Annotated in this window: 20 protein-coding genes and 1 pseudogene; 15 read left to right on the top strand and 6 right to left on the bottom strand. The window is 73.4% G+C overall.

Translation table 11 applies throughout. From position 1 onward, the window contains the following. The first annotated feature begins 4 nt into the window (after window positions 1–4). Window positions 5–1,006: a TIGR03842 family LLM class F420-dependent oxidoreductase gene (locus ACV7NM_RS06850; protein WP_463409425.1), complete on the top strand. Its 1,002-nt coding sequence runs from the start codon at window positions 5–7 to the stop codon at window positions 1,004–1,006. A gap of 27 nt (window positions 1,007–1,033) precedes the next feature. Here the strand turns inward: ACV7NM_RS06850 and ACV7NM_RS06845 are convergent, their stop codons facing one another. Further along, a complete protein-coding gene (locus tag ACV7NM_RS06845; RefSeq protein ID WP_463409424.1) occupies window positions 1,034–1,516 on the bottom strand; it encodes an NUDIX domain-containing protein in 483 nt (160 codons plus the stop codon). Between the two features lie 484 nt (window positions 1,517–2,000). Between ACV7NM_RS06845 and ACV7NM_RS06840 the strand changes: the two genes are divergently transcribed. From ACV7NM_RS06840 to ACV7NM_RS06790, 11 genes and pseudogenes are all read left to right on the top strand, one after another. Beyond that, window positions 2,001–2,207 (top strand): hypothetical protein, encoded by a 207-nt coding sequence (locus tag ACV7NM_RS06840; protein WP_463409423.1) that lies wholly within the window; start codon window positions 2,001–2,003, stop codon window positions 2,205–2,207. 99 nt (window positions 2,208–2,306) lie between these two features. Further along, the gene (locus tag ACV7NM_RS06835) at window positions 2,307–4,355 is read left to right on the top strand and encodes a prolyl oligopeptidase family serine peptidase (RefSeq protein ID WP_463409422.1); all 2,049 of its coding nucleotides are present in this window, start codon (window positions 2,307–2,309) and stop codon (window positions 4,353–4,355) included. A 96-nt stretch (window positions 4,356–4,451) separates the two neighbouring features. Further along, window positions 4,452–5,276 carry an inositol monophosphatase family protein gene (locus tag ACV7NM_RS06830; RefSeq protein WP_463409421.1) on the top strand — a complete coding sequence of 275 codons (825 nt, stop codon included), beginning with the start codon at window positions 4,452–4,454 and terminating at the stop codon, window positions 5,274–5,276. Window positions 5,277–5,367: 91 nt separating this feature from the next. Further along, window positions 5,368–6,786, top strand: a complete 1,419-nt coding sequence (locus ACV7NM_RS06825) for a phytoene desaturase family protein (protein ID WP_463409420.1) — start codon at window positions 5,368–5,370, stop codon at window positions 6,784–6,786. Continuing rightward, a complete protein-coding gene (locus ACV7NM_RS06820) occupies window positions 6,786–7,298 on the top strand; it encodes an O-acetyl-ADP-ribose deacetylase (RefSeq protein ID WP_463409419.1) in 513 nt (170 codons plus the stop codon). Before ACV7NM_RS06825 ends, ACV7NM_RS06820 begins: the two co-directional genes overlap by 1 nt. Window positions 7,299–7,336: 38 nt before the next feature. Then, window positions 7,337–7,908 (top strand): annotated as a pseudogene (locus ACV7NM_RS06815) (MepB family protein). Window positions 7,909–8,203: 295 nt separating this feature from the next. Then, complete coding sequence (locus ACV7NM_RS06810; protein ID WP_463409418.1) at window positions 8,204–8,692, top strand: toxin; 489 nt, start codon at window positions 8,204–8,206, stop codon at window positions 8,690–8,692. After that, window positions 8,689–9,903 carry an MAB_1171c family putative transporter gene (locus ACV7NM_RS06805; protein ID WP_463409417.1) on the top strand — a complete coding sequence of 405 codons (1,215 nt, stop codon included), beginning with the start codon at window positions 8,689–8,691 and terminating at the stop codon, window positions 9,901–9,903. The genes ACV7NM_RS06810 and ACV7NM_RS06805 overlap by 4 nt, the downstream gene beginning before the upstream one ends. Further along, window positions 9,900–10,832, top strand: coding sequence for a DNA-binding protein (locus ACV7NM_RS06800; protein WP_463409416.1), 933 nt, complete (start codon window positions 9,900–9,902; stop codon window positions 10,830–10,832). Before ACV7NM_RS06805 ends, ACV7NM_RS06800 begins: the two co-directional genes overlap by 4 nt. A gap of 50 nt (window positions 10,833–10,882) precedes the next feature. Then, the gene (locus tag ACV7NM_RS06795; protein WP_463409415.1) at window positions 10,883–11,365 is read left to right on the top strand and encodes a DUF3574 domain-containing protein; all 483 of its coding nucleotides are present in this window, start codon (window positions 10,883–10,885) and stop codon (window positions 11,363–11,365) included. Between the two features lie 124 nt (window positions 11,366–11,489). Beyond that, window positions 11,490–13,547, top strand: a complete 2,058-nt coding sequence (locus ACV7NM_RS06790; protein WP_463409414.1) for a SpoIIE family protein phosphatase — start codon at window positions 11,490–11,492, stop codon at window positions 13,545–13,547. 97 nt (window positions 13,548–13,644) lie between these two features. Here ACV7NM_RS06790 and ACV7NM_RS06785 read toward each other — a convergent pair whose 3' ends face one another. Further along, complete coding sequence (locus ACV7NM_RS06785; RefSeq protein WP_463409413.1) at window positions 13,645–16,437, bottom strand: SpoIIE family protein phosphatase; 2,793 nt, start codon at window positions 16,435–16,437, stop codon at window positions 13,645–13,647. Next, window positions 16,434–17,420, bottom strand: coding sequence for a GlxA family transcriptional regulator (locus ACV7NM_RS06780; RefSeq protein WP_463409412.1), 987 nt, complete (start codon window positions 17,418–17,420; stop codon window positions 16,434–16,436). The genes ACV7NM_RS06785 and ACV7NM_RS06780 overlap by 4 nt, the downstream gene beginning before the upstream one ends. Window positions 17,421–17,534: 114 nt before the next feature. On the opposite strand from ACV7NM_RS06780, the gene ACV7NM_RS06775 reads away from it, so the two are divergent. Then, window positions 17,535–18,137 (top strand): cysteine hydrolase family protein, encoded by a 603-nt coding sequence (locus ACV7NM_RS06775; protein WP_463409411.1) that lies wholly within the window; start codon window positions 17,535–17,537, stop codon window positions 18,135–18,137. 6 nt (window positions 18,138–18,143) lie between these two features. On the opposite strand, the gene ACV7NM_RS06770 is transcribed toward ACV7NM_RS06775, so the two are convergent. Continuing rightward, window positions 18,144–18,656, bottom strand: coding sequence for a GNAT family N-acetyltransferase (locus tag ACV7NM_RS06770; RefSeq protein WP_463409410.1), 513 nt, complete (start codon window positions 18,654–18,656; stop codon window positions 18,144–18,146). 111 nt (window positions 18,657–18,767) lie between these two features. After that, the gene (locus tag ACV7NM_RS06765; RefSeq protein WP_463409409.1) at window positions 18,768–19,916 is read right to left on the bottom strand and encodes a glycerate kinase; all 1,149 of its coding nucleotides are present in this window, start codon (window positions 19,914–19,916) and stop codon (window positions 18,768–18,770) included. A gap of 351 nt (window positions 19,917–20,267) precedes the next feature. Here ACV7NM_RS06765 and ACV7NM_RS06760 point away from each other — a divergent pair, with 351 nt between their 5' ends. Together ACV7NM_RS06760 and ACV7NM_RS06755 are read left to right on the top strand one after the other, a co-directional pair. Then, a complete protein-coding gene (locus tag ACV7NM_RS06760; protein WP_463409408.1) occupies window positions 20,268–20,768 on the top strand; it encodes an NUDIX domain-containing protein in 501 nt (166 codons plus the stop codon). Window positions 20,769–20,813: 45 nt separating this feature from the next. Next, the gene (locus ACV7NM_RS06755) at window positions 20,814–21,242 is read left to right on the top strand and encodes a hypothetical protein (protein WP_136212906.1); all 429 of its coding nucleotides are present in this window, start codon (window positions 20,814–20,816) and stop codon (window positions 21,240–21,242) included. Between the two features lie 75 nt (window positions 21,243–21,317). Here ACV7NM_RS06755 and ACV7NM_RS06750 read toward each other — a convergent pair whose 3' ends face one another. Then, complete coding sequence (locus ACV7NM_RS06750) at window positions 21,318–21,827, bottom strand: methylated-DNA--[protein]-cysteine S-methyltransferase (RefSeq protein ID WP_463409407.1); 510 nt, start codon at window positions 21,825–21,827, stop codon at window positions 21,318–21,320. Between the last annotated feature and the right edge of the window lie 9 nt (window positions 21,828–21,836).

Here is a 21,836-nt window from a genome sequence, read left to right as displayed (position 1 = left end):
CGTGATGGACTTCGGTCTCGTCCTGCAAACAGATCCGCCCGCCTCCCAGGTCATCAGCCTGATGAAACGCGCCGAGCGGGGCGGCTTCCGCTACGGCTGGACCTTCGACTCCGCAGTGCTGTGGCAGGAGCCGTTCGTCATCTACAGCCAGATCCTCGCCAACACGCAGAAGCTCCACGTCGGGCCGATGGTCACCAACCCGGGCACCCGCACCTGGGAGGTGACCGCCTCCACCTTCGCCACCCTCAACGACATGTACGGCAACCGCACGGTCTGCGGGATCGGCCGCGGCGACTCGGCGATGCGGGTCGCGGGACGCAAGCCCAACACGCTGGCCCGGCTGGGGCAGGCAATCGAGGTGATCCGCGACCTCGCGGAGGGCCGCGAGGCCGACGTGGACGGCAACCCGATCCGCATCCCCTGGATCCGCGAAGGGAAGCTCCCCGTCTGGATGGCGGCCTACGGCCCCAAGGCCCTCGCCCTGGCCGGGGAGAAGGCCGACGGCTTCATCCTCCAACTCGCGGACCCCTACCTCACCGAGTGGATGATCAAGGCGGTCCGGGAGGCCGCCGCCCGGGCGGGCCGCGACCCGGACGCGATCACCATCTGCGTGGCGGCGCCCGCGTACGTCGGCGACGACCTGGCCCACGCCCGCGACCAGTGCCGCTGGTTCGGCGGTATGGTCGGCAACCACGTCGCCGACCTCGTCTCCCGGTACGGCGAGCACTCCTCGATGGTCCCGGACGCCCTCACCGAGTACGTCAAGGCCCGGGGCGGCTACGACTACAGCCACCACGGCCGCGCCGGGAACCCGTCCACCGACTTCGTCCCCGACGAGATCGTCGACCGCTTCTGCCTGCTCGGCCCGGTCGAAGCCCACATCGAGAAGCTCCGCGCCCTGCGCGCCCTCGGCGTCGACCAGTTCGCCGTCTACGCCATGCACGACGCACGGGAGGACGTGATCGACACGTACGGCCGGGAGGTCATCCCGGTGCTGGGTGGTTGACGGCGGCCCCCGGAGCGTCGTCGGGGTTCAGGCGTCCGGGGCCAGGAGCAACGCCATCACGCCGACCAGCGTCGCGTTGCTGACGATCTCCCGCCGGGAGATCATGCCCGGGACGTCGGAGAGGGGGACCCACTCCAGTCGGTCCGACTCGTTGCGTTCGGTGGGCTCGCCCACGCGCCGCACCCCGTCGGCGCGGAACACGAAGTGCCGGGAGTCGGTGATCCCGGCCGCGGGTTCCGCGTAGAGCAGCTCCCGCAGCGACTCCGGCCGCCACCCGGTCTCCTCCTCCAGCTCCCGGGCGGCGGCGGCCTCGGGGGTTTCGCCGTCCTCCACCAGCCCCATGGGCAGCTCCCAGGCCCAGGTGTCCGTGACGAAGCGGTGACGCCACATCATCAGGACCCGTCGCCGGTCGTCCACGGCCGCCGTCACGGCCAGGTCCCGCAGCCGCACGACGTCGTAGGCGACACGGGCGCCGTCCGGCCGCTCCACGTCGAGGGAGCGCAGCCGCACCCAGGGGGTGTCGAGAATCGTCCGCTCGCCGTGAACGTCCAGCGCATGTCGTGCCTGCTCTCGGTGGTGGCGGTGGGCGGTCGGTCATCCGTCGTCCGTAGCCTCGCAGGTCGGGCCCGATCCCGGGGAACCCGGCCCGACCTCCCGCCGCCGGCCTGCGTGAAGTCCCGTCAGGGAACCCGGGCCCGTCGGACAAAGGCGAATTTCCCAGTGACAAAGGTCCTATGGCGGGCCGTGCGGTTGCACTGCCGTCCCTTCCCGTGGACGGCCGCGGTCGTCGCGCACAACAGCAGCGAGGTCTGGCGCCTCCGGTCCGGACGGGAGCGGCGGGCGGCGGCGCGGGGGCTGCCGGCGGAGGGCCTGCGCGGCACGGAGTTCGACTCGGCGAGCGGCACCTACCCGGTGGTGCCCGGAGCGGGTCCGGGGCGCGGCGCACCACCTCCTCGCCGCGCGGCGCCACGACGACCTGCGCCTCATCACCTCGGTGCGCGCGGACGGCCGGGCCGAGCACGTCCTGGTGTCCCGGGCCGACGCGGACGCCGAGGCCCGCCGGTGCCACGCCCTGCTCTACCCGGACCCGGTGACCGCGCCCGGCCCGGCCGCCCCGGGGCCCGCCAAGCACCGCTCCCCGCACAGCGACGTCCTGTCGGGCCCCCCGCCGGTCCCGGTCCCGGGTGACGACGCCCACTGAGCGTCCGCCCGCCGAACCGCGAACCCGAACCCTAACCGGGGCCTCGGGGCGGGCGTGGGGGTGTGGGGGCGGGGCGGGGAGCGAGGACAATCGCTCGACGTGACGGATGACGACTCGTACCTGTGGCTTGAGGAAGTCGAGGGCGCGGACGCGCTCGGCTGGGTGGCGGAGCGCAACGCGCAGACGCTCGACGCGCTGGCCCGCGGCCCCGGCTTCGACGCGCTGCGGCGGGAGGTGCGGGAGGTCCTCGACGCTTCCGACCGAATCCCCTACACCGTTCGCCGGGGCGCCTTCCTCTACGACTTCTGGCAGGACGCGGCGCACCCCAAGGGGGTGTGGCGGCGTACGACGCTGGAGCAGTACCGCAAGGACACACCCGAATGGGAGCTGCTCCTGGATGTCGACGCCCTCGGCGCCGGCGAGGGCGTCGAGTGGGTGTGGGCCGGGGCGCGGGTGCGCCACCCGGACTGGGGGCGGGCGCTGGTGAGCCTGTCGCGGGAGGGGTCGGACGCGGTCGTGGTCCGTGAATTCGACCTGGGGACGCGGGCGTTCGTCCCGGGCGGCTTCGCGGTGGGGGAGGCGAAGACCAGAATCGGCTGGATCGACGCCGACCACGTCTACGTCGGCACCGACACCGGCCCGGGCTCCCTCACCGACGCCGGCTACCCGCGCACCGTACGCCGGTGGCAGCGCGGCACCGCCCTGGCCGACGCCGAGGTGGTCTTCGAGGTCGCGTCGGGCGACGTCGCCGCCGCGGGGTGGCGGGACCCGACGCCGGGCTTCGAGCGGGACTTCCTCTCCAGGACCCGGGACTTCTGGCACGACGAACTGTTCCTGCTGGCGGAGGACGGCACGCCGCGACGCGTCGACGTACCGGACGACGCGGGCAAGTACGCCTGGAAGCAGTGGCTCGTCGTCACCCCCGAGTCACCGTGGCTGGGGCACCCGGCCGGCTCCCTCCTCGCCTTCGACTTCGAGGCGTTCCTCGCCGGCGACCGCACCGCCTCCGTGCTGTTCGCCCCGGACGGGCGCACCGCGTTGGCCGGGCACAGCTGGACCCGCCACCACCTCGTCCTGGAAACCCTGGTCGACGTGGCGACCCGGATCGAGATCCTCACCCCCGGCCCCGGCCCCGGCGGGCAGTGGGCGCGGCGGCCGTTGGCCGACGTGGCGCCCTTGTCCTCGGCCGGCATCACCGACACGGACCCCGAGGTCAGCGACGAGTACTTCCTCGACGTCGACTCCTTCCTGCAACCCTCCACCCTCTACCGGGGCGAGATCGGGGGCCCCACCGAGATCCTCAAGCAGGCCCCGGCCCACTTCGACGCGACCGGGATGGCCGCGCGGCAGTACTTCGCGACCTCGGCGGACGGCACCCGGGTGCCGTACTTCGTCGTCGGGCCCGACAACGCGCACGACACCGCGCAGGACACCGCGCAGGACACCGGGTCCGGGCCCCGCCCGGTGCTGCTGTACGGCTACGGGGGCTTCCGGGACCTCCAGACGCCCTCCTACGACCCGGTCACCGGCCGGGCCTGGCTGGCCCGCGGCGGCACCTACGCGGTGGCCAACATCCGCGGCGGCGCCGAGTACGGACCGGCCTGGCACCGCGCCGCCCTCGGCGCGGGCCGGCCCCGCGCGTTCGAGGACTTCGCCGCAGTCGCCCGCGACCTGGTCGACCGCGGCATCACCGCCCCCGAGCGGCTCGGGGCCGTCGGCGCCAGCAACGGCGGCCTCCTCATGGGAGCCATGCTCACCCGCTACCCGAAGCTGTTCGGCGCGATCGTCGCCAAGGTCCCCCTGCTGGACATGCTCCGCTTCCACAAGCTGCCGGCGGGCGCCTCCTGGACCGGCGAATACGGCGACCCCGACGACGAGGCCGACCGCCCGCACCTGCGGGCGATCTCCCCCTACCACCGACTGGCCGCCGGCCGCCCGTATCCGCCGCTGCTCCTGATGACCTCCACCCGCGACGACCGCGTCCACCCCGCCCATGCCCGCAAGACGGCCGCCCGCCTGCGCGAACTCGGCCACCGGGTCCTCTTCTACGAGAACACCGGCGGCGGCCACGGCGGCGCCACCGACAACGCGCAGGCCGCCTTCAACCACGCCCTCGCCCACACCTTCCTCTGGCAGCACCTCGGCTGAGCGCGGCCGGCACGGACACCTGCCGTCCACCGGGAGTGCTCCGGTCCGCCGGGGCAGCGGGTGGGGTTTGTCAGGCGGGCGTGGTGTGATGGAGGCATGATCACAGAATTTCGGGCCCTTGACCTGTCCGCCGTCGAGGAGGCCGTGCGCAAGGCGGCCGCGGTCGAGATCATGCCGCGATTCCGGCAGCTCGCGGAGCACGAGGTCGACGAGAAGACCGGCCCGCACGACCTGGTCACCGTCGCCGACCGCAAAGCCGAGGAGCACCTGACGGCCTCGTTGACCCGCCTGCTGCCCGGCTCCGCCGTCGTCGGCGAGGAGGCCGTGCACGCCGACCCGACGGTGTACGCGGCGCTGCGCGCCGACGCGCCCGTGTGGATCGTGGACCCCGTCGACGGCACCCGGCAGTTCGTGGGCGGCGACCCCGCCTTCTGCACCCTGGTCGCGCTGGCCCACCGAGGTGAGATCCTCGCCTCCTGGACCTACGCCCCGGCGCTGGACGAGCTGGCGACCGCCGTACGGGGGGAGGGGGCGTACGTCAACGGTGAGCGCGTCCAGAGCGGTTCCCCGGAGCCCGGCGCCGAGTTGCGGATCGCGATGGCCCACCCGCTGTACACCTCCGACGAGGACAAGCGCGCCCTGGCCCGGCTCGACGTACCCGGGCTCGCGGCCCGCCCCTGCGGGTCGGCCGGCCTGGAGTACCTCAAGGTGGCCCGCGGCGAGATGGACGGCCTGGCCTTCACCTGGCCATCGGCGTGGGACCACGCGGCCGGGCTGCTGCTCGTCGCCGAGGCGGGCGGCGCGCAGAGTACCGTCGCGGGGGTGCCCTTTCGGGTGGACCGGGACAACGCGCTGCCGTTCGCCGTGGGCCGCGACGAGGCGACATCGGTCCGGATCCGCGAGCTGCTGCGCGGCGAATGACCGGCCGGACACGCCATGTCTTCAATACAGTGCCGCCTGGACGCACCGCCGCCCCACACGCGGTGCCGCCGCCGGACGAAGGAGTCGTAAGGTGCCCTCCATTCTCGATGCGGTCATCGTGGGGGCCGGCCCCAACGGGCTGACCGCCGCCGTCGAACTGGCCCGGCGCGGCCTGTCCGTGGCCGTCTTCGAAGCAGCCGGGACCGTCGGCGGCGGGGCCCGTACGGAGGAGCTCACCCTCCCCGGCTTCCGGCACGACCCCTGTTCCGCGGTGCACCCGCTGGGCGCCGGTTCGCCGGTGTTCGCGACGATGCCGCTGGGACGGTACGGGCTGGAGTGGCTGCACGCCCCGCTGCCCATGGCCCACCCGTTCGACGACGGCACGGCCGCGGTGCTGGCCCGCTCGGTCGCCCAGACGGCGGCGTCCTTCGGGCCGCGTGACGCGGGCGCCTACCGCCGCCTGGTGGAGCCGTTCCTCGGCAGATGGGACACCCTGTCCAGGGACTTCATGTCCCTGCCCTCGACCGCGCTGCCCAGGGACCCCGTCACCCTGGCCCGCTTCGGGCTTTCCGGGCTGCCGCCCGCCACCTGGCTGCTGCGCCGCTTCCGCGACGACCGGGCCCGCGCCCTGTTCGCCGGTCTCGTGGCCCATGTCATCGCACCGCTGAACGGGATCGGCACCGGCGCGGTGGGTCTGGTCTTCGCCCTGGCCGCGCACGCCAACGGCTGGCCGATGCCGCGCGGCGGCTCGCAGTCCATCTCCGACGCCCTCGCCGCCTACCTGCGCGACCTCGGGGGCGCCGTGCACACGGACTTCGAGGTCAAGCGGCTGGACGAGCTGCCGCCGGCCCGCGCGTACGTCTTCGACACCTCGCCGACGGCGCTGGCGCGGATCGCGCGCCTGGGCCGGGCCTACGACGGCTACCGCTACGGAGCCTCCGTCTTCAAGATCGATTACGCGCTGGACGGCCCGGTGCCCTGGACCTCCGAGGAGGCCCGCCGGGCCGGCACCGTCCAGATCGGTCCGCGCACCAGCGACATCGACGCCGCCCTGCAACTGGCCTCCGGCGGCCGTGCCCCCCGTAACCCCTTCCTCATCACGGCCCAGCCCAGCCTCGTCGACCCCGGCCGGGCGCCCGAGGGCAAGCACGTCTTCTGGGCGTACGGGCACGTACCGGCGGGGTGGGAGGGCGACCTCACCGAGGCCATGGAGCGCAGGGTGGAGCGCTTCGCCCCGGGCTTCCGCGACCTGGTCCTGGCCCGCGCCACCGCCGGCCCCCCGCAACTCGCCGCCCGCAACCCCAACTACGTCGGCGGGGACATCGCCTGCGGCGCCGCCTCCGGACTCCAGCTCCTGCTCCGCCCGAAGATCACCCTGTCCCCGTACACCACGGCCCACCCGGCGGTGTTCCTGTGCTCCTCGGCGACCCCGCCGGGCCCGGGAGTGCACGGCATGTCCGGTCACAACGCGGCCAAGGCCGTCTGGCGCCACCTGCGAAAGGCGCTGTGATGTCGCCCCGCATCACCCTCGTCCAAGGAGACATCACCGAGGAGCACGTGGACGCCGTGGTCAACGCCGCCAACTCCTCGCTGCTCGGTGGCGGGGGAGTGGACGGCGCGATCCACCGGCGCGGCGGACCCGAGATCCTCGCCGCCTGCGAGCGGCTGCGCCGCTCCGACTACGGCAAGGGCCTGCCGACCGGCAGGGCCGTCGCCACCACGGCGGGCCGGCTGCCGGCCGCCCACGTCATCCACACCGTGGGCCCCGTGTACTCGCGCGACGAGGACCGCTCGGCGCTGCTCGCCTCCTGCTACCGGGAATCGCTGCGCGTCGCCGACGAACTCGGCGCCCGTACGGTCGCCTTCCCGGCCATCTCGACGGGGGTCTACGGCTGGCCGATGGACGACGGCGCCCGGATCGCGGTGGAGACGGCGCGCGCGACGCCGACCTCCGTGGAGGAGGTCCGCTTCGTCCTCTTCGACGCCGCCGCCCACGCCGTGTTCGCCTCCGCCCTCGGCTGACGGAGCGAAAGCGCGTCGCGCGTGACAGGGTGGGACCGATGACCAACGACCCTGCGCGTCCGGGCGATCCGCGTCCCGCCGAGCCGACCGCGCGGTGGGACCCCGCGGTGACCCACCGGGATCTCCTCGCGGCGAAGGCGCTCGTCTACGACCCCTGCGGGTTCGTCTGCTCGCGGCCCGTACGAGAAGCGGAGAGCCCCGAGTACGCCGCCCACCACTACACCCTCGACGGACTGTCCGTCCGGTTCCGGGCCGCCAGGACGACCCCCACCAAGGCGGGGCAGTTCGTCACCGTGTGGCAGAGGTCCCCGGGCGGCCCCATCCGACCCTTCGACGCCACGGATGACGTCGACCTGTTCGTCATCAGCACACGTGACGGTGAGCACTTCGGACAGTTCGTCTTCACCACCGACACACTCCTTTGCCACGGTGTCGTATCGGTGGACGGTTCCGGCGGGAAAGGGCCTTCCGCGTCTACCCGCCCTGGGTGACCACCTCCAGTCGTCAAGCCGACCGCACGCAGGCATGGCAGTCGGAGCACTTCCTGCACCTGCGCGAGGGCGCTCCCGCCGACCCGGCCCGCGCCGGAAGGCTGCACCGTCGCCGGTGACCCTCGCGGAATTCCCCTGTGGCATATCCCGGACGCGGCCTGCGTCCCCGCCCGCTTCCGGCGGAAACCGACGACGCCTGGCCGGATAGAACCCACAACGGTCAAAGGCGAGTTGGGCGTGTGACATCATGACCGCGTCGTCTGCCCCGGGGATCTTGAAGCACGGGCAGGGGAGGGCAGCCGCCGAGTTCCGCCGGAGGACTGAGGGATGAAGATACCGGGCTCAGGGTCGCCGGCATCCGAGGACAGACGGCTCAGGCGTCGGCTCAGGAATGTCCGTCGTACGTGTGAGGCGATGTTGGTGGAGTGGGGTATGGAGCACGGCTGCGGAATCGACGAACTCCACCGCTATCTCAGCGAGAGCCGCCGGCGCACCATTCACCTGATTCCGACCTCCTTCCCGGAACGCCATTTGCTGGGCCTGTGGCTGAAATTGGACGACTTCGATGTCGTCGCGTTCGAGAAATCGGCCTCACCGGCCCACAAAGAACACATCATCACCCACGAACTGGCCCACATCGCCTTCGAGCACCGGGGGTCCGTGCCCCTGGACCGCACCGGATCCGGACCGCTCCTCTCGAACGTCGACCCCGCGGGCGTACGGGGGTTACTCATGCGCTCCCGCTACAGCGACGACGAGGAGCAGGAGGCCGAGACCATGGCCTCCCTCATCCTGGCCCGGGCCACCAAGCGCTGGGTCGAACCGGCGTGGGCCGTCCCCGACGAGGCCGCCGACGTCGTCGCCCGCATCGAGCAGGGGCTCGGCAAGGCGGAACCGCAGTGACGGCCGTCTACACGGCCCTCGCCTGGATCTGCGCGTTCGTCGGTCTCGCCGCCTTCGCCTACCGGCTCCCGGACCTGGTGCGCCGCAAGCACGACATCGCGCTGTGGGCGCTGTGCGTCTACTTCCTGTGCTCCGGCATCAGCTTCCTCGTCGACCTGGACCAACTGCGGCTGCACATCTCCGGGTTCTTCGGCGTCCCCAACATCACCTCGCTGATCACCCAGGTGGCGGTGGTCGTGCTCACCGCCGCCCAGCAAGTGGTCCTCGTCCACTGGTCCTCGCCCCCCGCGCAGGCCCGGCGGATGGCACGCCGGCGCGTCCTGTTCTTCGGCGCCGCGCTCTGCGTCCTCGTGACGTCCTCCTTCGTCGTCGGCCCGGTGGCACACTCCGACACGGCGACATCGACGATCCTGCTGAGCATCCACCACGGCGGATACGCCCTCTACATGTCCTTCTACCTGCTCATATGCGCCGTGGGTCAGGCCGAGACGGTACGGCTGTCGGTGGGCTTCACCAAGGTCGCCAACCGCCAGTGGCTCGCCGCTGGCATGCGGACCGTCACCGTCGGCGCCACGCTCATCCTGGTCTACTGCGTCACCCGGGGCATTCAGATCGCCGGCACCCGGCTGCACTTCGACGGAGCGGGCCTCGACCCGGTCCAGTGGGCCTGCGGCAGCATCGGCGCGCTGCTCCAGATCACCGGATGGACGATCCCCGCCTGGGGCATCCGCCTCACCCGCGCCCGGGCCTGGGGCCGCAGCTACCGTGCCTACCTCCGCCTGCGCCCCCTGTGGTCGGCCCTGCACCGGGCTTCCCCGGACATCGCGCTGGACCCGCCCCGCTCCCGGGCGCGCGACCTCCTGCCGCCCAGGGACCTGCACTACAGCCTCTACCGGCGCGTGATCGAGATCCGCGACGGGCAGCTGATCCTGCGCACCTCGCTCTCGCTCGCGGACTTCTCCCGCGTCGCCCGCTCGCTCGGTCTCCCCGAAGACCCGACCTCGCCCCTCGGCGAGGCCCTCCAGGTGTGCGCCGCCCTCAGCCGTGCCCCGGAGGAGCGGGCCGAGGAGGCGGAGTCCCCGGAGATCCCCGCGCGGCCGCCCTGCGAGGACTTCCGCGACGAGGTGGAATGGCTCACCGAGGTCGCCTCCTCCTTCACCGCCCTCGGCCGCAGCGGCCGCCGGCCGGAGGCGTGGGCGGTGACCCGGTGACCGCCGAGGCATCCGCCACGCGGAAGGCGACGTCCACCGCGGACGCGGTCCGCACCGTGGAGCGGCTCGTGACCCTCGACGCCACGCACGGCGCGCGGGCCGCCGTCCCCCGCGCCCGCGAGGCCGTACGCCGATACCCGGAACTCTCCGCCGAGCCCGAGAGCCTGCGCGGCCACGACAGCGACCGGATCGCGGCGCTGGCCGAGCTGTCCGAGGTCATCGGCTGGATCCTCTTCGACGCGGGCCTGCACCGCCACGCCCACCGGGCCAACGCCCACGCCCTCGCCCTCGCGGAACTCTGCGGCGACCGCTGGACCGCCCGACTGGTGCGGCTGAACCACAGCATGCTCCAGACCCACACCGGGCACCCCCGCGCCGCCCTGGAGACCGCCTCACGCGTCGCCGGGTCGCGGCCGTTACCCGCCCGCGTGGGCAGCCTCGTCCTGATCCGCCAAGCCCACGCCACCGCCCTGCTCGGCGCCCACCGCGAGCCCCTGGAGCTGATCGCCCGGGCGCAGAGCCGCTTCCTCGACGGCGTGTCCCGCCGCGACCCGCACTGGGCGTGGTGGATCGACCAGACCGAGCTGACCGGCCACCAGGGGTGGGTCATGGCCCGGCTGCGCCGGTGGGACCGCGCCCTGCCCCTCCTACAGCGGGCCGCCACCGCCCCGGGCCCCTCCTACCGCCACCTCTTCGCCGCGGAACTCCTCGCGGCGCAGGCCCGCGCCGGCGCCTGGAGCGAGGCGGAGGACCTCATCGCCGACCTCGCGCCCCGCGCCGCCCGTATCGGCTCCGCCCGGACGGTCGAGTCGCTCCACGCGACGGCCCGCCTCCTGCGCGGGTCCCCCCGTGTCCCCGCGAGCCTGCGCGACGCGGCGGTGTTCCTGCGGGAGCGCCTGCCGGCCCCGGTGCCCGCGCGCACCCCATAAAGCCACCCCCCCCGCGACCACCACAGACGACCATCACAGACAGGGACCCCATGCGCCCCATTCGGATATCCATGCCCGCGGCCGTCGCCGTACTCACCGCGGCCGTGCTCTTCTACGGCTCGGGAAGCCCGGCGTCGAACGCCGGCTTCCGATCGCCCGCCGCCGCCTCGACGGTGAGCCAGGACGCGGCCACGGAACGGGGCAGACCGTACGTCTCCACGACCCTCTACTTCGGCACCGGCCGGCACGACGGCAAGCCGCCCATCACCGAGGAGCAGTTCGACAAGTTCATCGCCGACGTCGTCACCCCCCGCTTCCCGGCCGGGCTGACCCTCCAGGAAGGGCGCGGCCAATGGAGGGACAAGGAGGGTGACATCAACCGCGAGAAGTCGTACGAGCTGACGGTGCTCTACCCGGTGACCGAGGCCAGGGCCCGTGACGCCGACATCGAGTACATCCGCGACCTCTACTGCACGACATGGGAGCTGGAGTCCGTGGGCCGCGCCGACGCGCGGGTCCAGGTCGACTTCTGACCCGCCCCGGTGGGCGGCCCCGACCGGGGCCGTCCACCGCACGGCGACCGCAGCGCCCCCCGACGGGCACTCGGCTAGGGTGAACCGGAAGGGAAACAGGCCCCCTCGGGGTGAGGTCGGTGCATTGGACACTTACCGGTTGACGAGCGAGGTACCCGATCAGCCGCCGGGCGTCGTCGGGTACGCGGGCGTACTGCGGGAGCTGCTGCCGATCGCCCTGTGGCGCGAGGACGCCGACGGACGCGTCGTGGAGTGGTCGCTGGCCGCCCGGGACCTGCTCGGCCACCGCCCCGAGGACATCCTCGGCCGCCCCGGCAGCGACCTCCTCGTCCCCGACGCCAACCGCGAACTCGCCGACGACCTGACCCGCCGCGTGCAGGCCGGCGAGACGGTCGTCGGAACCCTGCCGGTACGCCACCGCGACGGGCACCGCGTGACGATGGAGATGTGGATCGTGCCCGCCGCGGACCCGCGGGGCCGTCCGGGCGCCATGCTCGTCGCCGTGGAGACCTCCGAGGTCCTCCACATGCGGGACTCCCTCGCGGCCCTCCAAAGCCTGTTCACCCAGTCCCCGATCGGTCTCGCCACCCTCGGCACCGACCTGCGCTTCCTGCGCGTCAACGACGCCCTGGCCCGGATGAACGGCGTATCCGCCGCCGCCCACCTGGGTAAACGCCTCACCGAGGTGGTCCCCGGCGTCAACGCGGCCGCGCTGGAGGCGACGATGCGGCAGGTGCTGGAGCAGGGCACCCCCGTGGTCGACGTCCGCCGCACCGGCCGCACCCCCTCCGACCCCCACCGAGACCGGACCTGGTCCTGCTCCTACGCCCCGCTGCTCGACCCGAGCGGTCGCCCCCTCGGCGTGATCGCCTCTCTCATCGACATCACCGAGGGCCAGCGGGCGCAGGAGGAGGTCGAGCGGGCCCGCAGACGCTTCGCGCTGCTCGCCGAGGCCGGCACCCGCATCGGGACGACGCTGGACCTCGGCCAGACCGCCCGGGAGACCGTCGACCTGCTGGTGCCGCAACTCGCCGACTCCGCCGACGTACAACTCCTCGAAGCCGTCCTCGGCCCCGACGACGCCGCGTTCTCCAACCGCGGGGTGCTGCGCAGGCTCGCCGTCACCTTCCCCGACCCGACCGCGCCGACGGCCGCCCTCGCACCCGGCCAGACCTTCCGGATCCCCGCCGGGACCGTCTACGAACGGGTCATCGCCGAAGGACGGCCCATGAACCTGTACGCCACCGACGTCCCGGCGCTGATCACCGACACGCGCGCCGAACCGCTGCGCCGGTACCTGGCCGGCCTCGGGTCGGCGCGGCTGGTTCCGCTCGTCGCGCGCGGCACCGTCCTCGGCGCGGTCACCGTGACCCGGCTGCGCGAGCGCGAGCCCTTCGACGAACAGGACTGCGTACTGGTCGACGAGCTGGTGGCCCGAGCGGCTCTCAACATCGACAACGCCCGCATGTACACCTCCCAGCGGCGGGCGGCCCTCACCCTCCAGCGCAGCCTCACCAACAGCGCCCTGCCGAAGGTCACCGGCCTCGAACTGACCGGCCGTTACCGGCCCGCCAGCGCGCACGACGTCGGCGGCGACTGGTTCGACGTCATCCAGCTGCCCCGGGGCCGGACCGGACTGGTCATCGGCGACGTGATGGGCCACGGCATCCACGCGGCGGCCGTCATGGGCCAGCTCCGTACGGCCGTACGGACCCTCGCACGCCACGACGTGCCGCCCGAGCGGATGCTGCGCTCGCTGGACGCCGCGGTGGCGGACCTGGGCGAGGACGAGATGGCGACCTGTGTCTATGCCGTGCACGACCCGGCGGCCGGCGGCTTCGTGATCGCCCGCGCCGGCCATCCGCCGCCCGCCGTGGTCAGCGCCACGGGCGCGGTGACCTTCCTGGACGGACCGCCCGGCACCCCGCTCGGGGCGGGCGGCACGGACTTCCGGACCGAGGAGGTGCCGATGCCGCCCGGCGGCCTCCTGGCGCTCTACACCGACGGGCTGATCGAGACCCGGGACCGTGACCTGGACCAGGGACTCGGGCGGCTGGCGCGGGCCCTGGGTCGGCCGGGCATGCCGCTGGAGCAGCTGTGCGACGAGGTCCTCGAGCGGCTCCTGCCGAGCGCGCCGCAGGACGACGTGGCGGTCCTTTTGGCCCGCACGGTGGCCTCGTAGGGCCCAGGGCGCCGGGCCCCTGCCGGCGGTCGGTCCGTACGGCGACCGACGCCGCCGGCCCGCGGCCGCGTGTCGCCGGTCCCGCCCGCCCCGCCCGTCACCAGGCGAGGCCCTCCAGCTCGTCCAGGTCCAGGGTGAGCGCCGCCAGCGGCTCCGCGCTTCCGCCGGTCAACGGCAGCTCCGCCCAGATGACCTTCCCCCGCTCGGTGTAGCGGGTGCCCCACCGTTCGGCGTACTGCGCGACCAGGAACAGGCCGCGACCGCCCTCGTCCGTGGAGGCCGCGTACCGCAGGTGCGGGGAGGTGCTGCTGCCGTCGGACACCTCACAGATCAGGCTTCGGTCGCGCAGCAGCCGCACCCGGATGGGCTCGGAGCCGTACCGGATGGCGTTGGTGACGAGCTCGCTGAGGATCAGCTCCGCGGTGAACGCGATCTCCTCCAGACCCCAGGACTGGAGCTGCGCCGAACCGGCGTTGCGCACACGCGAGACGGCCACCGGGTCGTCCGGCACCTCCCATTCCGCGATCCGGTCCGCGTCCAGCAGCCGGGTGTCGGCGACCAGCAGGGCGATGTCGTCGCTGGGAGAGGGGAACAAAAGCGCCCCCAGCACGTCGGCACAGGCCTGCTCGGGAGTGCGCCCGGTGGCCGACAGGGCGCCCTTGAGCAGCTCCAGTCCGGTGTCGAAGTCGCGGTCGCGGTCCTCCAGCAACCCGTCGGTGAACAGTGCGAGCCGGCTGCCCTCCGGCAGCCGCAGCTCGGCCGTCTCGAAGGGCATCCCACCCACCCCCAGCGGCAGCCCCGTCGGCAACTCGGGGAACTCCACCCGGCCGTCAGGATGGACGAGCGCGGGACCGGGATGTCCCGCGCTCGCCATCGAGCAGCGGCCGGACACCGGGTCGTAGACGGCGTACAAGCAGGTCGCGCCGGTGACGCCGGCCGGGTCGTCCACCCCGTCCACGGTCTCCTCGGCGGAGCCGGTCTCGTCCCGGTCGATCCGGTCGATCAGCTCGTCCAGGTGCCCCAACAACTCGTCGGGCGGCAGGTCCAGCGTCGAGAAGTTGTGGACGGCGGTGCGCAGCCGGCCCATCGTCGCCGCGGCGTGCACCCCGTGCCCGACCACGTCGCCGACCACCAGCGCCACCCGGGCGCCCGGCAGCGGGATCACGTCGAACCAGTCGCCGCCCACCCCCGCCTGCGCGGGCAGGTAGCGGAACGCGACGTCCACCGCGCTCAGCTCCGGCAACACCCGGGGCAGCAGACTGCGCTGAAGCGTCACAGCGGTGGCGTGCTCGCGGGTGAAACGGCGGGCGTTGTCGATCGAGACGGCGGCGCGCGCCCCCAACTCCTCGGCGAAGGACAGGTCCTCCTCGTCGAAGGCGTCCGGGGTGTCGGCCCGCCAGAAGTTGGCCATGCCCAACACCACGCCGCGCGCCTGCAACGGTACCGAGATCAGTGAGTGCAGCCCGTACTCGAGCGCCAGCCGGGTGCCCTCGGAGTCCTGGGCCCGCCAGCCGAAGGCGGTGTTCAGATCCGCCGCCAGCACCGCCCGCCCGGCGGCCAGGGCCGCGGCCATCGGGGCGGTCGGCACCACGAACCGGATGATCTCGCCGACCGGCTGCAACGGCTGGTCCGAGCGGACCCCGCTCATCGCCGCCCGGCGCATCTCGGTGTACACGCCCGACAGCGTCGAGGGTTCCTCGCCGTGCAGCACCGGTTCCAGCAACTCGACGGTGACGAAGTCCGCGAACCGCGGAACGGCCACCTCCGACAGTTCCTCGGCCGTGCGCACCACGTCCAGGGTGGTACCGATCCGCACCCCCGCGTCGTACAGCAGCTGGAGCCGCCCGCGGGCCACCTCGGCGCGGCCGGAGAGCGCGGCCAGCTCGGTGGAGTCGCGCAACGTCATGACGCTGCCGGAGGGCATGCCCCGGTACGGCTTTGTGGGCCGCACGTTGACGGCGAGGAGGCGGTCCCCCGACAGGTGGACCTCGTCCGTGACGGTCCGTCCGGAGACGAGCAGGTCCGCCGTCCGGGAGTCCAGGCCGAGGTCGGTGACGTGCCGCTGCTCGGCGTCCGGCGGCAGGTTCAGCAGCCTCCGCGCCTCGTCGTTGGCCAGCACCAGCCGGTGGTCCGCGCCGATGATCAGCACGCCCTCGCGCACGGCGTGCAGGACCGCCTCGTGGTGCTCGTTCATCCGGGTCATCTCGGCTTCGCCCAAGCCCCGGGTCTGACGCCGCAGCCTGCGGCTGACCAGGGCCGCGCCTCCGGTGCCCAACAGCAGGGCGCCCGCCGCCGAGCCGAGGAGCAGGGGCAACTGCTTGCCGACCACCTCGCCGACGTTCGCGATCTCGATGCCGGTGGAGACGAGGCCCACCACGGCCCCCGAGGAGTCCCGTACGGGAACCACCGCGCGCACCGCGTCGCTGGGGGCGCCCTTGAACGCCTCGGTGAACGCCTGCCCGTGGAGCGCGCGCGAGAGGTCACCGGTCACGCGCTTGCCGATGAGATCGGGCCGGGCGTCGGTATAGCGGATGCCGTCCTTGTTCAGCACGGCGATGAAGTCGATCCCGGAGGCGCGTCGGGCGGCGTCGGCCAAGGGCTGGAGCTCGGCCGACGGGTCGGGCGAGCGCAACGCGTCGGCCAGACCGGGAGCGTGGGCGAAGGCCTCGGCGGCCGCGAGCGAGCGGTTGCGGGCGTCGCGCTCACTGTCGTACCGGGCCTGGAACACCAGGGCCAGCGTGGCCGCCGTGATCAGCACCAGCACGATCACGGCCTGTAGGAGGAACACCTGACCGGCGACGCTCCCGGGGAAGTGCGCGAAGCGCGCGAGCAGGCCCGAGGGGCGGCCCGCCGGCGGCGATCCCCTGGGTCGACCCGAACGTCCGGTCATGAGCCATTTCTAACACTGTCGCGATGATTTCGGATGGCGGCCGCCGCCGCACGGTAGGCGCGCGGGCTCTGGCCGACGTGGGCGGTGAAGTGCTGGCGGAAGGTGACCTCGCTCGCGAACCCGGCCCGGCGGGCCACCTCGGGGACCGGATGGTCCGTGCGTTCCAGCAGCCGACGGGCCGCGTCGAGGCGGTGGCCGAGCAGCCACTTGTGCGGGGTGGTGCCCGTCGCGGCGGCGAAGTGCCGGGCGAAGGAGCGCGGCGACATCCCCGCCCAGCCCGCCAGGGTGGCCACGTCCAGCGGTTCGTGCAGCCGCCGCAGCGCTCGTTCCCGTACGGCGGCCAGCGCCTCGGCGGTACGGTCGGCGGCCGGGGTGGGCCGGTCGAGGTACTGGGCGTGGTCCCCGGTGCGGAAGGGGCCCGTCACCATGGAGCGGGCGACCGCGGCCGCGACCTCCGCGCCGTGGGCCTCGCGTACCAGTTGGAGGCAGAGGTCGATGCCGGAGGCCACTCCGGCGGAGGTCCAGATCCCCGCGTCCTCCACGTACAGCGGTGCCTCCTCCACCAGAGTGCCGGGATACCGGGCGGCCAGCCGGGGGGCCAGCCACCAGTGCGTCACCGCACGGCGGCCCTCCAGCAGCCCCGCCTCGGCCAGGACGAACGCCCCGGCGCACAGCGCGGCCACCGGCACGCCCCGGGCGTGCGCCTCGCGCAGGGCGGCCAGTACCGGGCCGGGGCTCGGGTCGTCGGGCTCCGCGAGTGCCGGTACGACGACCAGGTCGGCCTCGGCGAGCCAGTCGAGGCCCCGGTCGGGGGTGAGCGTGAGCCCGCCGGGCAGGGCCACCGGATCGGGCGTCGACGCGCAACGGCGCAGTTCGAAGGGCGGGACCCCGGAGCGGCTGCGGTCGGGGCCCCAGACCTCGGTGATAACGGCGAAGTCGAAGGCCCTGATGCCCGGCTGGATGACGATCGCGACGCGCTGCATGCCCCGATCGTCGCAGAGTCTCGCCAAGCGATGGCTGCCAGTCTGGCAGGATCTCATCAGTTCGGGGCGCCGCCGGCCCTGTCGGGGCGGGGCGGGCGCGGACACGATGGAGCCATGACGACGAACGAGATCGAGATCGCCCCGAACAGTGCCCTGCTGGTCATCGACGTGCAGAAGGGCTTCGACGACGCGGCTTTCTGGGGGCCGCGCAACAACCCGGCCGCCGAGGCGAACACGGCCGCCCTGATGGACGCCTGGCAGCGGTCCGGGCGCCCGGTGGTGCTGGTCCAGCACGCCTCGCGGGCCGGCTCCGTCCTCGCCCCCGACCAGCCCGGCCACGCTTTCAAGGACTTCGTCGAGGAGCGCCGCCAAGCGGCCGCGCTGCACGTCACGAAGACGGTGAACTCGTCCTTCTACGGCACCCCCGACCTGGCCGAATGGCTCACCGCCCGGGGCATCGGACAGCTGGTCCTCGCCGGAATCCAGACCAACATGTGCGTGGAGACCACCGCCCGGATGGCGGGGAACCTCGGCTACGACGTCCTCGTCCCCCTGGACGCCACGCACACCTTCGACCTCGAGGGACCGGACGGCGCCCGCCTGAGCGCCGACGAGCTCGCGATCGCCACCGCCGTCAACCTCCACGGTGGCCGCTTCGCCCGCGTCGTCACCACCGCGCAGGTCCTCGCAGGGGCCCGGGACCGGCCCACCGCATAGTCCGGCTCACCGCGTTGTCCAACTCACCGCGTAGTACCGCAGTCGTCCGTCCTGGCGCACGCACCGCATCCCCGCGGCGGTCATGACCCGCTGGGAGGCGGTGTTCGTCAGGTCGGTGTCACCGTCCACGCCGCGCGCCCCGTGTCGCCGGGCGTGCTCCAGCAGCCCGCGCAGGGCTTCCGCGGCGTAGCCCATGCCCCGCGCGGCGGGTATGAGGCCGTAGCCGACGGTGACCCGGCCGCGGGCGTCCGCGGGCCCGTGGAAGCCGGCCCCGCCGATGGTCCGTCCGTCGGCGCGGAGCCGGATCTCGTAGGCCCCGAACGGCCCCGGATCGCCGTGTTCGGACCACACCCGCAGGAACCTCTCGGCGCCCGCCCGGTCCCCGGCGTCCGGATACCCGGGCCCCCAGCGGTCAGCCGGGCCGGGCCGGCCGGTGAGGATACGCCCGGCCCCGGCCCGGTCGAGGGGGCTCAGCAGCAGACGGGGGGTCGGGATCGGGTCGGTGCTCGGTTCCTCCACGAGCCGTGCTTACCAGTGACAAGCGCCCCGGCGCGCCCGGATTTCCCTCGCCCCGGACACGAGAGGGCCGGCTCCCACCGGGAACCGGCCCTCTCGTGCGTTCGGACGGGGTCAGAGCACCTCGGCCGCGATGTTGGCCGCCACCTGCTCCAGCAGCGGACCGGCGTTGGCGATGCACTTGGCGGGGTCCGGCTCGATCTCCGTCAGCGGGTACGCCCGCCGGATGCCGGCGGCGCTCAGCGCCTCCTGCTCCAGCAGCAGCCGCCCGCACACCGCCACGACCTCCTTGCCCGCCGCCCGCGCCGCGGCGGCGACACCGGCCGGAGCCTTGCCGTGCAGGGTCTGCTCGTCCAGCGAACCCTCACCGGTGATCACCAGCGTGGCGCGCTCCAGCGCCGGGGCGAAGCCCAGCACCTCCAGCATCAGCTCGATACCGGGACGGAACGTCGCCCCGAGCAGCAGTGCCCCGTAGCCGATGCCGCCCGCGCCACCGGCACCCGGGAGCACCGCGCACTCGGCGGCCTTCGCGCCGATCGCCTTCTCCAGCACCACCGCGAAGTGCGCCAGCGCCGCGTCCAGCGTCGCCACGTCCTCGGGGGAGGCGCCCTTCTGCGGGCCGTACACCGCCGGCGCGCCCTTCGGGCCCGTCAGCGGGTTGTCCACGTCGCTCGCCAGCACGAAGTCCACGTCCGCGAAGCGGGGGTCGATGCCGGACAGGTCCGCCGAGGCCAGGGAGGCGAGTGCCCCGCCGCCCGGGCCGACCGGTTCGCCGTTCGCGTCCAGGAACACCGCACCGAGGGCGGCGAGCATGCCCGCGCCGCCGTCCGTGGTGGCGCTGCCGCCCACGCCGAAGACGATCGAGCGCGCGCCCGCGTCCAGGGCGGCCTTGAGCAGCTCGCCCGAGCCGTACGTGGTCGCCGTCAGCGGGGCGAAGACGCCCTGGGGGAGCAGCTGGAGCCCGGAGGCCTCCGCCATCTCGACCACCGCGGTTCCGTCGCGCAGCGCGAAAGCGGCCGTGACCTGGTCGCCGAGGGGTCCGGTGACCCGTACCTCACGGCGTTCGAAACCGGCCGCGACGGCGGCCGCGACCGTACCGTCGCCGCCGTCCGCGACGGGGAGGGTCTCGATCTCCACGCCCGGTACGGCCTTGCGAAGGCCGGCCGTCACCCGCTCCGCGACCTGTACGGCCGTGAGCGAGCCCTTGAATTTGTCCGCGGCGATGAGTACGCGCGCGGCCTCAGTTACTGCTCCGTCCGTCACCTTTGCTGATCCCTTGCTATCGAACAGTGCAGTCGCGCCCCCATGAGCCTATCCGGAGGATCCTCCTATGCCCATGGGTGGCCTGGGACACAGGCGGCGCCCGTACTGCCAAAAGGGGTCATAACCCTGCATAGTGTGGCCGCGTGAGCGCGGATTCACCGGAAGGGACACGTCCGTACCGGGACCGGCCCCCCGAATACGCAAAGCCGGCGCTCCGGCGACCACCGCGGACACGGCCGACGGGGTACGACGGGGGGTACGACGGCGCCGGCGTAGCCGCAGGGGTGATCCGCGGACCGGGGGCTTGACCGGGCACGACCCGCGCGGGACGGCCTGGGTAGGGTGGCGGACGTGACGACCACGGATGACTACGCCACCTACATCGCGAGCCTGCCCCGGGTGCTGGCCGGTGCGGCCGCCCTCTTCCGGGACGCCGAGGGGCGGGTGCTCCTCGTCGAGCCCAACTACCGCGAGGGCTGGGCCCTGCCGGGCGGCACCGTCGAGTCCGACCGGAACGAGTCGCCGCGGACCGCCGCCCGGCGCGAGAGCGCCGAGGAGATCGGCATCGACAAGCCGCTCGGCCGGCTCCTGGCCGTCGACTGGAGCGTGGGCGTGGGCCGCCCCCCTCTGGTCGCGTACCTCTACGACGGCGGTGTGCTCGACGCCGAACAGCTCGCCTCCGTCAAGCTCCAGGAAGAGGAACTGCTCTCCTGGAAGATGGTCGCGCCCGCGGAACTGCCGACGTACCTCCTCGCGTCGCTCGCCCGCCGGGTCCAAGAGGGCTACCGGGTGCTGGAGACGGGGGCGAGCGCCGTCGAGCTGGAGAACGGCCGTCGTCCGGCGGAGGCGTAACACCCGTTATACGAGGCCTACTTCGACCAGGACAGAATGCAGCCCATGATCACGATGTATGCCTGGCCGAGCACGGCCGACGGACCGGACGCCCTCCCCATGGTCCACTTCACCACCGACGAGCAGGCCGGCGGCGAGGTCACGCCCGAGGGCGCGCCCGTCTGGCTGTTCGACGGCGCGATACGCGACGGCGGCTGGGCGGAGTTCGCCGACTTCGAGGCCTGGTCGGTTCCGGCCACCGACTGGCAGGCCTTCTACCGCCGCGAGGACGACCTGCTCGCCGTCACCGGCCCCGGCAGCTGCGAGGGCTGGTACCAGGGCAAGCTCGGCGCCGACGCGCAGTGGGTCGCGGCGGCGGCCGAGCAGCGGAGCGTGGTCCTGCTCGCCGCGCCCGTCCAGCACCCCTCCCTGTACGGCTACGCGGTCGAGGCGGGCGCCGGCTTCGCCCTGCTCGTCCCGCTCGCCGTCGTCTAGGAACGCGGCGCCGGACCGCACCCGCGCGCCGGACCGCACCCGCGCGCCCGAGCGGCCGGGGCCCGGCCGCGGGCGTCAGACCGGCAGCGACCGCTCGCCGGCTTCGAAGGCCAGCAGCCGGACCTTGCGGTCCAGGCCGCCGCCGTAGCCGGTCATGGCGCCCGAGGCGCCGATCACCCGGTGGCAGGGCACGATGATGCCGACCGGGTTCTTGCCGTTGGCCAGGCCCACGGCCCGTGAGGCCCCGGGCTTGCCGAGCCTCGCGGCGAGTTCCCCGTACGACCAGGTCCGCCCGTAGGGGATGCGTACGAGCTGCTCCCACACGCTGCGCTGGAAGGCCGTGCCCTCCAGCCGGACCGGGACGGTGAAGTCGGTGAGCTCGCCGGCGAAGTACGCGATCAACTGCCGCACCACATCGGGGAAGGGTTCCTCCGCCCCCGAGACCCGTTCGCCGAAGGACTCCTCCGGCGGGCGGTGCCGCTGGCCGACCATGTAGAGGCCGCTGAGGACGCCGTCCGTGGCGACGAGGGTGAGGGGACCGTAGGGGCTGTCGACGACGGTGTGCTGCTTGCTGCTGCTGTTCATGGCGGGTCG

Source organism: Streptomyces sp. Tek67B01 (genome assembly GCF_055231995.1).
This window is presented reverse-complemented; position numbering and strand designations above follow the sequence as displayed.

What these genes read in the sequence shown, in the direction of transcription:
- ACV7NM_RS06780 (WP_463409412.1), bottom strand. Translation starts at nt 17,420, where the DNA reads ATGCAGCGCGTCGCGATCGTCATCCAGCCGGGCATCAGGGCCTTCGAC.
- ACV7NM_RS06755 (WP_136212906.1), top strand. Translation starts at nt 20,814, where the DNA reads ATGATCACGATGTATGCCTGGCCGAGCACGGCCGACGGACCGGACGCC.
- ACV7NM_RS06795 (WP_463409415.1), top strand. Translation starts at nt 10,883, where the DNA reads ATGCGCCCCATTCGGATATCCATGCCCGCGGCCGTCGCCGTACTCACC.
- ACV7NM_RS06810 (WP_463409418.1), top strand. Translation starts at nt 8,204, where the DNA reads ATGTTGGTGGAGTGGGGTATGGAGCACGGCTGCGGAATCGACGAACTC.
- ACV7NM_RS06785 (WP_463409413.1), bottom strand. Translation starts at nt 16,437, where the DNA reads ATGACCGGACGTTCGGGTCGACCCAGGGGATCGCCGCCGGCGGGCCGC.
- ACV7NM_RS06830 (WP_463409421.1), top strand. Translation starts at nt 4,452, where the DNA reads ATGATCACAGAATTTCGGGCCCTTGACCTGTCCGCCGTCGAGGAGGCC.
- ACV7NM_RS06750 (WP_463409407.1), bottom strand. Translation starts at nt 21,827, where the DNA reads ATGAACAGCAGCAGCAAGCAGCACACCGTCGTCGACAGCCCCTACGGT.
- ACV7NM_RS06820 (WP_463409419.1), top strand. Translation starts at nt 6,786, where the DNA reads ATGTCGCCCCGCATCACCCTCGTCCAAGGAGACATCACCGAGGAGCAC.
- ACV7NM_RS06775 (WP_463409411.1), top strand. Translation starts at nt 17,535, where the DNA reads ATGACGACGAACGAGATCGAGATCGCCCCGAACAGTGCCCTGCTGGTC.
- ACV7NM_RS06850 (WP_463409425.1), top strand. Translation starts at nt 5, where the DNA reads ATGGACTTCGGTCTCGTCCTGCAAACAGATCCGCCCGCCTCCCAGGTC.